Source organism: Lentzea flava (assembly GCF_014648475.1).
In the GTDB taxonomy this organism is placed as follows: Bacteria; Actinomycetota; Actinomycetes; order Mycobacteriales; family Pseudonocardiaceae; genus Lentzea; species Lentzea flava.
In genome coordinates this window covers 1-11,696 of record NZ_BMRE01000073.1, presented here as the reverse complement: position 1 = coordinate 11,696, position 11,696 = coordinate 1, and the positions used below count along the sequence as shown (strand labels likewise).

The following is an 11,696-nucleotide window of genomic DNA, read 5'->3' as shown; positions in this document are numbered from 1 at the left end:
GAGCGTTCACGCGATGAGTGCCGTCCTCGAGGCTCCTTCCCGGACGCCTCGCCAGGTTGTTGGCGCCTATGTGGCACTCACCAAGCCGCGGGTCATCGAGCTCCTGCTCATCACGACGATCCCCGCGATGCTGCTCGCCCAGCACGGCCTCCCGCCGCTGTGGCTGATCGCCTGCACGCTCACCGGCGGCACCCTCGCCGCGGGGTCGGCAAATGCCCTCAACTGCTTCGTCGACGCCGACATCGACTCGGTCATGAAGCGGACGACGGCCCGCCCGCTCGCCCAGAACGCCATCCCGCCGCGCAACGCCCTGATCTTCGGCATCGTGCTCGGCGTCGTCTCGTTCGCGTTCCTCTGGATCTTCGTCAACCTCATGTCGGCCGCGTTCGCCGTGGCGACGATCCTCTTCTACATCTTCGTCTACACGCTCGTGCTCAAGCGCCGGACCTCCCAGAACATCATCTGGGGCGGCATGGCGGGGTGCATGCCGGTGATCATCGGCTGGAGCGCGGTGACGGGCACGGTGGAGTGGCCCGCCCTGGTGATGTTCGGCGTCATCTTCTTCTGGACTCCGCCACACACCTGGGCTCTCGCCATGAAGTTCAAGGAGGACTACGCCCGAGCAGGCGTGCCGATGCTGCCGGTGGTGGCCACAGCTCAGCAGGTGACGCGGCAGATCGTCATCTACAGCTGGATCACCGTCGTCTGCACCCTGGCGCTGGCCCCCGTCACCTCGTGGATCTACGTGGCCGTGGCGGCGCTGTCCGGCGTGTGGTTCGCCGTCTTCGCGCACAAGCTGCACAACGTCGTGCGCCGCGGCGGCTCCACGAACACCATGAAGTTCTTCCACATGTCGAACCTCTACCTGATGCTCGTCTTCTGCGGTCTCGCCGTCGACGCGGTGGTCGGGTTGCCGGTGCTGGGCTGGCCGTTCTAGCTGCACCTCCAGGCGTACGGCTGTGGCGCCCGTTGAGTTCACCGTCTCCGGCGGCGAAGGCACGCCGCTGGAGTTCGCCGCCGCGCTCGTCGCCACGAAGTCCCTGCTCGTCGTGACCTATCCCGGCGGGTGGGCCCAGGTCAGCCGGGGTCTGGCCGTCGGACGCGCGGCGCCGGCGGTGGTCACCACGCGGGTGCGGGTGCTGCGCCTCGCCGTTCTCGATCTCCGCCACTTCCCGTCGGCCTCGGCGCTGCCGTCGATCACCGACGTCGTGGGCGACGTGGTCGCGTTGCACGACACGCGCTCGTGGGACACCGCTCCGGTCGTCCAGGCGCTGCGCCGGCTCGGGCGTCCGGTCGTGCTGTTCACCGCTGTGCACTCGTGGGTGCCGGTGGATCCCGCTTCCGCGTTCATCGGGTGGAGCGCGCCGTACGTCGTGATCGCGGAGCCTCGTGGCGTGGGGGAGGGCCGGGTCGAGGACGCTCTCTGGCAGTTCCGCGAGCTGGAGCGGCGTCGTCTCGTTCGCTTCACCGCCCTGCCGGAGCCGCCGCCGCCGGACGACCGCGCGGTCACCGTGATGGTCGCGCTGCCCGGTGCCACCGAGGGCATCGCGGGAACGTTGCGGCCGGGAGCGGACTACGAGGTGTGGGTGCACGTGGGGCAGCACGCGGCTGCTCTGCCGTGCGACCTGGAACTGCGGGCCGTGCTCAGCATGAACGGGCGCGCGGTCCAGTCGGAGTCGTTCGTGCTGCCCGCGGAGGGTTCCAGCCCGTGGGTGAGCTTTCCGGTCACGACGCCGTACGCGTCGGTGCCGTGGAGCGGAGAGCTCGTCATCTACTCCGGCGTGGTGCCGGTGCACGTGCAGCAGGTCGTGCTGCCGGTCGGGGCTGGCGAGTCGCATTCCACCGCGCGGTTCCGGCTGTCGCGGACGTTCGCGGATCTCGCACCGTTGTCGTCGCGGGTGGCGTCGATCATGGTGCTCGGCGAGCGGGCGCTGGTCGCGTCCGGCGGGGTGCCGTCGTGGATCAGCCTGGACCTCGGTGACCTGCCGCGCTCGCTGCCGCACGTGTCGGGGCTGGATCCCTGGTACGGCAAGGACTTCCCGGCGTTCTGCGAGGATCTCGCCGCGCTCGCCAGGCAGGGCTCCTCGCTGTGCGCGCGGCTGTTCGGCTCCGACGCGCCGGCGGACCGGATCCGGCGGCTGGCCCGTGCCGGTGGCCGCCCGGCCGGGCTGATGATCGCCGACCTGACCACGGGCACCGTGCCGTGGTCGTTGATCTACGACCTGCCGTTCCAGGACGGGCCGTACCGGCTGTGCGCGTCCGTGGGCCAGTTCGGTCCGTTCGGGGCCGGGGGAGAGGTGCCTGCGCACTGTCCGGTGGCCGACCACAGCGGAAACGTGTTGTGCCCCTTCGGTTTCTGGGGCCTGTCGTGCGTGCTGGAGCAACCGGTCGGACCGCTGGTTCCGGTGGTCTCGCCGCGCCCGCGCCCGTTCGAGGTGTCGATGGCGGTCGATCACGGCATGGACCGCGCGTTGACCGAACGACACGTCACCGAGCTGATGTCGATGCTTCCGCCCGAGGTCGTGTCATCGGCCTACGTCAGCCCGTCGGAGCTGGGGCGGTCGCTGGCCGACGAGTCGATGGACGTCGTGCACCTGCACTTCCGCGAGGGGTTCCTCGACGCTGAGGAGATCGAACGCTGGGACCGCGAGGGCGTGTGGCCGCGCCCGCACTGGCCGTCGCGCAAGCCGTTGGTGGTGGGAACATCGCCGATGACCGGCCTGGTGCGGGCATTCTCCGACGGCGGCGCGTCGGCCGTGATCAGCCCGGAGACCGTGGTGCCGCAGGACATGGCGGGCTGGGTGACCGGCGTGGTGCTCGCGCGGCTGGCGGCGGGGTTCAGCGCGGGGGAGGCGCTGCGGCTGACCCGTTGGGAGATGATCGGCCGCGGCAACGTGATGGGCCTGGCCTACACGTTGCACGGCAACGCGGACCTCAGGCTCCGGTAGCCGGTCTCCGTCCGTCGCTCAGGACGCCACCTTGGCCAGCAGGTCCTCGACGCACGGATCGTCCAGCGACTCGACGATGCACTTCCACAGCGAGAGGTTCGTCTCGGCCCACTTCGTGTAGGTCGCGGCGGCCTCCGCGTCGTAGAAGTAGTAGCCCTCGTCGGCCTTGCCCACCTGCTCGCCCACGATCTTGTGCGCGAGCTCCCGCAACGTGATCCCGTTCTCCTGCAGGTACTTGTGCGCGAGGACGACCGGCGTGACCGGCAGTGCCTTGAAGAGCGTGTCGGCGTCGGACAGCGCCTGGGCCTCCAGCGAGATGTCGCGGTGGCGGGTGCGCATCTCGGCCTCGAGGACGATCCGTTCGATCCACTCGATGTCGCCGATGCAGACACCCGCGACGAACAGGACCTTCCTGCGCAGCGCCGCGCCGTCGGTCGGCAGCGAGTTGCGGCGGACCATGTAGTTCAGGTCGTGCACCAGAGCGGCGACCTCGACGACGTCCCTCGCGGCGCCGTTGCGCTCGGCGAAGTGCACGGCCTTGTCGCGGACGAAGCTCACGTGGTGCCAGCCGTGGAACTGCAGCTTCGCGGCCAGGTCCTCGCACAGCCGCCTCACGCGCTGCTCCACGTCCGCGATGACAGACCTCGGAATCGTTGTGCGCGTACGCATCATCAGCCCTCCCACCGGGTGGGCTGATGGTAAGCGTGTTACGCGCGCCCCGGCGCGGCTTCACAGATGGTTCGTCAGATCCTCCAGCCGGTCCTCGACCGGCACGTGCCGGTGGCTGATCCCGGTGTCCGGGTCGTAGCTGAGGCTCCACGGCGTGACGGCACGCGACTTGACTAGGAACGTCATCGTCCCGTCGGCCGCGCGCGGGATGCGGTGGAACTCGTGCGCGAGCAATGTGCCCGTGGTGCCCTCAGTGCACTGAGTGCGGTTCGTGAGCTCTGTGGCGACGATCGTGCGTCCACCGACACCGAGCCGTGCGTCGAAACGTTCGTGCAGGTACGCGCCGCTCAGGATGGTGGTGCAGAAGTGGTACCGGTGGTTGTGGACCGAGTCCGCGTACCCGGCCCGCCAGTCCGTGAGCGGCTTGTACTCGTGCAGCCAGAACGTGAACGGCTCGTCCTTCTCGTCACGCAGGCACCACGCGAAGTGCGTCGTCGTCTCGCGCGAGTGCGCGATCACCCAGGTCGCCTGCTGCGGCGTGAGCCCGTCGATGTACGCGCGAAGCTCCTTGCGCAGCTCCGGCCGGGCCGCCCACTCGCGGAACCACACGCCGACGTCGGTCCAGTGGTCCACCACGGGAAAGTCGGCGCCCCTTATCCGAGCGGCGAGCTCCTCGAGCGCGGACAACCCGGTGAACTCGGCTAGCAAGATCGATCAGCTCCTCAACTGAGCGGATGCGGAGAATTCGCGACGGAATGCGTGGAACTTCTCCTCGAGTTCGCGGTATCCGTCGTCGGTGAGAGACTCGCCGGTGATCTTCTCGAACAACGCCAGGAAGTCGTTCCTCGTCGTACCCGGCGTGATGACGAAGTGATACCCGGCCTTCGAATTGCTGATCCGCAGGAACTCGGCCCGTTCCATCGCGTACAGGAACGAACTCTCGGTGAACCTGAGCGTCCTGGGATAGGGCCGCAGCACTCCGGCGGTGTTGCTGAAGAGCGTGAGCCAGGCGGAGTCGTCGAACAACTCGAGCCGATCGAGCGGCGGATCCGAAACGATCGTGACGTCGATTCTGCTGCACCGGCTGCGCGCCACGTAGAGCCCGACGAGCCCGATGCGGATCTGCTCCTTGAGCCTCGTCTGAATCTCGTCGTAGTCGCCCTCGGCCCCTTCGTTGCGAAGGAGATACCGCGCCCGCCCGCTGATCGCGTTGTCGTCGCGCGGGTCGGCCAGCACGGCCCTGAGCTCGCATTCCGTCTGGGAGAGCAACACCCGCCCGGCCGCGTACCGCCCGGCGAACCCGCGGAAGCAGTACAACCGCGTCCGCTCCAGGTCCTGCATCATGAGCTGGTTGAACACCGGATCGGGCTTCGCGGTCGGCTCGAACACGTGACTGGGGAAGAACTCCCGATCCAGCGCCCGATACTCCTCGCTGAGCTCTTTGAGCGCCTTGCGGCTCTCCTCGATGACGGGCGTGAGCAGAGCCTTCTGCGCCGCTTTGGACGTGACCAACGTCTGCGTGAAGCTCACGACAGCCGATATGAGCGTGCCCGTCCCCACCGCGGTCAGCAGGTTTCTAGCCGCCCCGGAATCCATTTGACTGGAAATGGCCAGCGACGCACCCGAGGTCACCACGAGTATGAGGAGGAGCAACCCGGTCCGAGTCCAAAACAACTCCTGGATCAGGTTGCTGCGGATGCCTCCGGCCTCCGCGGACACGAGTCCCACCTCCTGGCGGTCACCTCATCGGCCGCTACCCGATCGGACGAATGCGTTCAGTGTCCGATCAAGTGCGCGGAGTCACTGTACGCGTCGGTCAAAAGATAAGGAAGCTGCTATTCGTGCGACATTTAGAACCGGAATAACCGCCCTTGAGCGCCTGCGCCGACCCGCATCCGTGCACTGCGGTGACACCGAGTCGCGACCCACCCCTGACGAGTCGGGTGAGGGTGACCCACCCACCCGAACGCACCCACACCCCGTGTTTTCGCCCAGTCGTCCGCACCGCGGACTGCTCCGCCAGGACGAGCGCTCGTCCGGCCACTGCCCGCTGGTCGCTGTGGCGGGTGCCGGGTGGCAACCGACCTGCTACACCCCGCTAACACACCCCCGAATACGCTCCCCCCTCATGCGCAACGTCCTGCTCATCGCGTCCCTGGCGCTGGCAGCCACCGTCGGCCTCACCGGCTGCGGCAGCTCAGCCCAGCCCTCGTCCGGCACCGGCAGCAGCACCAACACCAGCACGGCCGCCCCGTCCACCCCGTGCAAGGCCGACGACTTCAAGGTCACCGGCGACTTCGGCACGGCCCCCAAGGTCGAGATCCCGGCCTGCAAGCCCACCGACGAGCTCATCATCAAGGACCTGATCCAGGGCACCGGCGCCGAGGTGAAGGCGGGCACGACGGCCACGGTCAACTACCAGCTCACGACCTTCTCCGACAAGAAGGTGCTGGACAGCTCCTTCAAGCGCGGCCAGCCGTTCGACGTCGAGAACGTCGGGCAGGCGCGGGTCATCGAGGGCTGGAACGAGGGCATCATCGGGCTCAAGGAGAACGGGCGGCGTCTGCTGGTCGTCCCGCCGGCCAAGGGCTACGGCGAGGGCGGTGGGGGCATCAAGCCGAACGAGACCCTCGTCTTCGTGATCGACGGTGTGAAGGTCACCCCCGCGGCGTGACGGATCGGCCCCCGCCCGAAACGGGGGCCGACCATGAACTCACGGGAGCAGCAGCAGCTTCCCGGTGGTCCGGCGCGACTGCAGGTCGGTGTGCGCCTGCGCCGCCTCCTCCAGCTTGTACCGCCCGCCGACGCGGATCGACAGCGTCCCGTCCGCGATCGCCCCGAACAGGTCCGCGGCCCGCCACTCGAACTCGGCGCGGTCCAACAGGTACGCCCCGGTCGACGGCCGCGTCAGGAACACCGACCCCGCGGCGTTCAACCGCTGCGGGTCCACCGGCGGCACCGGCCCGGACGCCGCTCCGAACAGCACCAGCAGACCGCGTGGCTTCAAGGAAGCCAGCGACTGGTCGAACGTGTCGCGCCCGACCCCGTCGTACACCACGTCGACCTTCTCGATCTGCGACGCGAAGTCCCCGTACCGCAGCACCTGGTCGGCCCCGGCCTCCCGCGCCAGCGCCTCCTTCTCGTCGGTCGACACGGTCGCGACGACGAACGCGCCCTTCGACTTCGCCCACTGCGTCAGCAACAACCCGACGCCGCCGGCGGCCGCGTGCACGAGCACCCGGTCGCCTTCCTTCACCACGTGGGTCGAGTGCGTCAGGAAATGCGCGGTGATGCCCTGCAGCAGTGCCGCCGCCGCCAGTTCGACGTCCACCCCGTCGGGAACCCGGACCGCGGCCGAAGCCGGCACCACGACCTCGGACGCGTAGCTGCCCAGCACGGACATCCACGCCACCCGGTCACCCACGGCGAAATCGGCGGAGTTCGAGGCGATCACCTCGCCCGCACCCTCAAGCCCCAATGCCGTGGGCAGCGGCACCGAATACAGCCCGCTGCGCTGGTAGGTGTCGATGTAGTTGACGCCGGCCGCGCCCACCCGCACCAGCAGCTCGCCGTCACCGGGCACCGGTGACGGCACGTCCGAGTACTCGAGCACCTCCGGGCCACCGGTCGAACGCACCACCACTGCCTTGGGCATCTGTCCTCCTAGATCGACTCAACCCGCTCAACCCTGCCCACGACCCCGATGTTCCCGTTCCCGCCAGGTGGGAACCACTACGGTCGTCCAGCATGGGGGCGTTCGGGTTGTTCTGCTCGGCACGGTTCATCTCACTGCTCGGCAGCGCCATGGCGGTGGTCGCGTTGCCGTTCGCGGTTCTCGACCACGGCACCGCGCTCGACTCCGGTCTCGTGCTCGCCGCGCGCATCGTTCCGTATCTGGCGCTGGTGCTGATCGGCGGTTCCACGGCGGACAGGTTCAGCAGGTCGGCCGTCCTCGCCGTCAGCCACGTCGGTTCCGGCGTGGCGCAGGCCGCGGCCGCCGCCACCCTCCTCACCGGCCACTACCACCTGGGCCTGCTCCTCGCACTCCAGGCGACCCAGGGCGCGTTCAACGCCTCCACCTCACCGGCGGCACGCGGTGTCCTGCCGGAGCTCGTGGAGCCCGACCGCCTGCAGAAGGCGAACTCGCTGCTCAGCGCGGCCCGCTTCGGCACCGGCCTGATCGGTCCTGCCGCGGCGGGGCTCGCCGCCGCCACCATCGGCGCCGGGTGGGCGCTGGCGTTCGACGCCGCCACGTTCCTCACCGCGGCCGCCCTGTACGCGAAGCTGAACCTCCCCGGCAAACCGGCCACGTCGAGCCTCACCCAGAACCTCAAGGAAGGCTGGAACACGTTCCGCACCACCGGCTGGGTGTGGACGATGGTCCTGTCTTTCTGCCTCACCAACGCCATCTACGTCGGCGTGTGGACGGTCCTCGGCCTGGCGATCGCGAAACGAACGATCGGCGAGTTCGAGTGGGGCGTGGTGCTCAGCGCGTCGGGCGCGGGCCTCGCCCTCATCACGCTGATCATGTACCGGACCCGGACCGTTCCGCTGTGGATCGCCACGCTCATCACGCTCGTCGCGGCGGTTCCGCTGCTCGCGCTGGGACTCGGTGCGAACACACCCACGTTGATCGTCATCGCGTTCGTCGAGGGCATGGGCATGGGCGCGTGGGCGATCGCGTGGGAGACGGAGTTGCAGCGCACCATCCCCAACCACCTGCTGTCCCGCGTCACCGCCTACGACGAGTTCGGGTCCTACCTGGCGATCCCGCTCGGCGCCGTCTCCGCACCGCTGATCGCGGCGCGGATCGGCGACACCACGACCGCGACGATCTCGGCGTTCGTCTACGTCCTCGCGGCGCTCATCCCGCTGCCGTCACTCCTCGCCCAGCGCCACGCGGCGCGCGAGCCCGAGCGGCAGCGCGCCTGATCCCGCGATCCGGTCGTGGAAGTCGCGCAACGATCCCAGCGACGCGGCCAGGTACTCGTCGCGGATCTGTTCGATCTCCAACGCGCCGGTCAGGTACGACGGGGCCTGCGTCGGCCACGCGCAGTACCGCTTGACCTCGCCGGCGGCGGTGCCCGGCGTCAACGCGGTGCGCGCCAGCATGAACGCCTCGGCTTCCTCCGGCGTCATGTCCCCGCAGTGCAGTGCGGTGTCGACGATCATCCGCGCCGCGCGGAACAGCCGCGCCTCGACGTGGCTCATCAACGCCCCGCGGGTCGTGTAGTAACCGACCGACCGCAGCAGCTTCTCCGCGTACAACGCCCAGCCCTCGGAGAAGTACGGCGTGCGGAACACCTTCCGCAGCGGGTGTGCGTCTCCCTGCGCCGCCACCCAGGCCAGGTGCCAGTGGTGGCCGGGGTAGGCCTCGTGCACCGAGATCGTCGGCAGCTGCGGGCGCGCGTTGGTGCGCAGCCGGTGCGTGATCTCCTCGTCCGTGGCGCCGTCCGGGGTGAACGGCACGAAGAAGTAGCCCGCGCGACGGGACGTCAGCGGCGGTGGGCCGAGGTAGCTCGCGACCGGCATGATCGGACGCTGGAACGGCAGCGACGGCACGACTCTGCACTCCTCGCCGTCGGGCATCGTCACCAGGGAGTGCTCGATCAGCGCCGCGCGGGCCCGCTGGGTCTCCGCCTCGTACTCCGCGCGCATCGCCTCCAGCGTCGGCGGGTGGTCGTCCTGCAGGGAACTCATCACCGAACGCCAGTCGGACGATCCCGCGAGCTCGATCAGCTCGGCCTCCAGCGAGGCGTACGCGTCCTGGCCGCGCTGGTGCAGCTCCGGTGCGCCGTAACCGAGCAACTCCTTGTCCTGCAACAGGGTCGAGTAGAGCTTCTCGCCCATCCGCCAGTCGCCGGTCGCCCGCACGTCGAGGTCCTCCAGGAACACCGCGTACCGGTCGAACGCCTCCGCGGCGGGCACGGCCGCTTCCACCAGCTGCGCGCGCAGCGAAGGCGACGACACCTCCAGCGGCAGCGAGTCCAGCAGGAACGACCGCCCCGTCCGCACCTGCCCGAGCGCGCGCCGCACGACCAGCGGCGACGCCAGCGACGGGTCCAGGTTCGCCTGCGCGGCCGCGAAAACCGAGGGCACCTCACGCAGCTTCGCGACGGCGGACGCGACGAGCTCCGCCTCCGGCAGCAGCCCGTGCAGGAACGGCGTGAGCAGTCCGAAGAAGACCATCCCCGAGTACTCGTGCGGATCACGCCGCCACGACGGCCAGGTTTCCGCGGCGAGCGCTCCGCGCAGCACCGACAGCGCGAGATCGCGGTCCACCGACCTGGGCAACGGCTCCAGCCGTGCCATCCACGCGCCGTTCTCCCTGGCCCGGCGCTCGAACGCGGTAGCGGAGAAGTCACCGAACGTCGAGTAGTGCGGAAGCGAGCCGAGCTGTGCCGCGTGAGCGGGGTTGTTGTCGAAGTACCACGAGAGGAAGGACGCGAGCGTGTCGGTGGTCACCCGACCGAACCTACTCGCTGGTTTTACAGTGTGGGGGTGTCTGATCAAACCACTCAGAAGCGCATCGCCGAGTTCGTGAAGGCCCACGGCAAGCCGGGCACCGCGGTCAAGGCCGTCGTGGAGCCGATCGGCCGGGCCGGCGCGCGGATCGTGCTGGTCGGTGCGGACGGCGCCATGGGCGACGTGATGGCCAAGGACGTCGAGGCCGCCACCAAGGCCGTCGAGGCCGTGGACAACGTCGAGCAGGCCGAATGGGACCGCGAGACCATCGCCGCCACCAAGATCGGCTTCGCGCACCGCCGCAAGATGGCCTCGATGCAGTCGTGAAGGTCGTGTTCGCTTCCTGCGCCGCACTGCCCAAGGGCGACGGTGACGAGGACGAGCTCGTCGAGGTGCTGCGGCGCGACGGCGTCGACGTCGGGTGGCAGCCCTGGGGCGAGCCCGTGGACGCCGACCTCGTGGTGCTGCGTGCCACGTGGGACTACACCGAGCGCCTCGACGAGTTCCTGGCGTGGTGCGAGAGCGTGCCCGCGCTGGCGAACCCGGTGCGGGTCGTGCGCTGGAACACCGACAAGTCCTACCTGGTCGAGCTCGCCTCGCACGGCATAGCCGTCGTGCCCACCGCCGTGGTGGAGCCGGGGGAGGAGCCGCGCTTCCCGGACGGCGAGTTCGTCGTGAAGCCGGCCATCGGCGCGGGTTCCCGCGGCGCCGGGCGGTTCACCGATCACGCCAAGGCCCGCGCGCACCTCGAAGGTCTGGGCGTCAAGGCGCTGGTGCAGCCCTATCAGTCCAGTGTGGACGCTCACGGCGAGACGGCGCTGGTGTTCTTCGCGGGCGAGTACTCGCACTCGTTCCACAAAGGACCGATGCTGGCGCAGGGCCTCGCCGAGTCGGAGTCCGGGCTGTACGTCGAGGAGAAGCTGCGCGCCATCGAGCCGTCCGACCGTCAGCTCGCGCTCGCGAACCGCGTGCTCGACGTCGCCGCCGAACGACTTTCGTTGCAGCGCAAGGACTTCCTCTACGCCCGGGTCGACGTCGTCGAGGGCGAGGACGGTGAACCGCTGCTGCTCGAACTGGAGCTCACCGAGCCGTCGCTCGGCTTCAAGCAGACCGGCGAAGAGGCTGCTTCCCGGTTCAGCGCGGTGATCAGGGCGTCAGCGGCGCGATAGCGGTCCGCTCTACGTTCGGATCATGACCACAGCGAGCGTCAACGGCATCACCATCGGCTACGACGACGAAGGCACCGGCGACGACGTGCTCGTCCTGGTGCACGGCCACCCGTTCGACCGCTCGATGTGGCGGCCGCAGGTGGAGCACTTCAGCGCCGCCGGCTGGCGCGTGATCGCCGCGGACCTGCGCGGCTACGGCGAGAGCACGGTCGTCCCCGGCGTCACGCCCCTGTCGGCGTTCGCCGGGGACATCGCCGCGCTGCTCGACCACCTGGGGATCGACAGGTTCGTGCTCGGCGGCCTGTCGATGGGCGGGCAGATCGTCCTGGAGTTCCAGCGGCTGTTCGGTGAACGCACCAGGGGTCTCATCCTCGCCGACACCTTCGCGTCTTCAGTCTCAGCTGAGTTGACACAGTTCGTGTCGCGGAGCAAGTGACACACCCTG

At 69.2% G+C, this 11,696-nt stretch carries 12 protein-coding genes; 7 read left to right on the top strand and 5 right to left on the bottom strand.

The features are described 5' to 3' along the window. Nucleotides 1-13 precede the first annotated feature (13 nt). The gene (locus IEZ09_RS41680) at nt 14-937 is read left to right on the top strand and encodes a heme o synthase (RefSeq protein ID WP_189259381.1); all 924 of its coding nucleotides are present in this window, start codon (nt 14-16) and stop codon (nt 935-937) included. Nucleotides 938-959: 22 nt separating this feature from the next. Then, nucleotides 960-2,948 carry a hypothetical protein gene (locus IEZ09_RS41675; protein WP_189259380.1) on the top strand — a complete coding sequence of 663 codons (1,989 nt, stop codon included), beginning with the start codon at nt 960-962 and terminating at the stop codon, nt 2,946-2,948. An 18-nt stretch (nt 2,949-2,966) separates the two neighbouring features. Here IEZ09_RS41675 and IEZ09_RS41670 read toward each other — a convergent pair whose 3' ends face one another. From IEZ09_RS41670 to IEZ09_RS41660, 3 genes are read right to left on the bottom strand one after another with little or no spacing between them, the layout of a single operon-like run. After that, on the bottom strand, nt 2,967-3,617 hold the full coding sequence (locus IEZ09_RS41670; protein WP_370467796.1) for an HD domain-containing protein: 651 nt from the start codon (nt 3,615-3,617) through the stop codon (nt 2,967-2,969). A 60-nt stretch (nt 3,618-3,677) separates the two neighbouring features. Next, complete coding sequence (locus IEZ09_RS41665; protein WP_189259378.1) at nt 3,678-4,325, bottom strand: hypothetical protein; 648 nt, start codon at nt 4,323-4,325, stop codon at nt 3,678-3,680. A 6-nt stretch (nt 4,326-4,331) separates the two neighbouring features. Beyond that, nucleotides 4,332-5,270, bottom strand: coding sequence for a hypothetical protein (locus IEZ09_RS41660; RefSeq protein ID WP_301326461.1), 939 nt, complete (start codon nt 5,268-5,270; stop codon nt 4,332-4,334). A 475-nt stretch (nt 5,271-5,745) separates the two neighbouring features. Between IEZ09_RS41660 and IEZ09_RS41655 the strand changes: the two genes are divergently transcribed. Then, the gene (locus IEZ09_RS41655; protein ID WP_189259376.1) at nt 5,746-6,291 is read left to right on the top strand and encodes an FKBP-type peptidyl-prolyl cis-trans isomerase; all 546 of its coding nucleotides are present in this window, start codon (nt 5,746-5,748) and stop codon (nt 6,289-6,291) included. A 39-nt stretch (nt 6,292-6,330) separates the two neighbouring features. Here IEZ09_RS41655 and IEZ09_RS41650 read toward each other — a convergent pair whose 3' ends face one another. After that, a complete protein-coding gene (locus IEZ09_RS41650) occupies nt 6,331-7,272 on the bottom strand; it encodes a quinone oxidoreductase family protein (RefSeq protein ID WP_189259375.1) in 942 nt (313 codons plus the stop codon). Nucleotides 7,273-7,364: 92 nt separating this feature from the next. Between IEZ09_RS41650 and IEZ09_RS41645 the strand changes: the two genes are divergently transcribed. Then, entirely contained in the window at nt 7,365-8,549 is a 1,185-nt protein-coding gene (locus tag IEZ09_RS41645) for an MFS transporter (protein WP_189259374.1), read from the top strand. Here the strand turns inward: IEZ09_RS41645 and IEZ09_RS41640 are convergent. Then, entirely contained in the window at nt 8,496-10,082 is a 1,587-nt protein-coding gene (locus IEZ09_RS41640) for a DUF885 domain-containing protein (RefSeq protein ID WP_189259373.1), read from the bottom strand. The genes IEZ09_RS41645 and IEZ09_RS41640 overlap by 54 nt on opposite strands. A 36-nt stretch (nt 10,083-10,118) precedes the next feature. Here IEZ09_RS41640 and IEZ09_RS41635 point away from each other — a divergent pair, with 36 nt between their 5' ends. The 3 genes from IEZ09_RS41635 to IEZ09_RS41625 are packed head-to-tail and all read left to right on the top strand — an operon-like array spanning nt 10,119 to nt 11,687. After that, a complete protein-coding gene (locus IEZ09_RS41635) occupies nt 10,119-10,409 on the top strand; it encodes a hypothetical protein (RefSeq protein ID WP_229813410.1) in 291 nt (96 codons plus the stop codon). Then, nucleotides 10,406-11,251, top strand: coding sequence for an ATP-grasp domain-containing protein (locus tag IEZ09_RS41630; protein ID WP_189259371.1), 846 nt, complete (start codon nt 10,406-10,408; stop codon nt 11,249-11,251). The genes IEZ09_RS41635 and IEZ09_RS41630 overlap by 4 nt, the downstream gene beginning before the upstream one ends. 22 nt (nt 11,252-11,273) lie before the next feature. Further along, nucleotides 11,274-11,687, top strand: a complete 414-nt coding sequence (locus tag IEZ09_RS41625) for an alpha/beta fold hydrolase (RefSeq protein ID WP_189259370.1) — start codon at nt 11,274-11,276, stop codon at nt 11,685-11,687. Nucleotides 11,688-11,696: the final 9 nt, after the last annotated feature.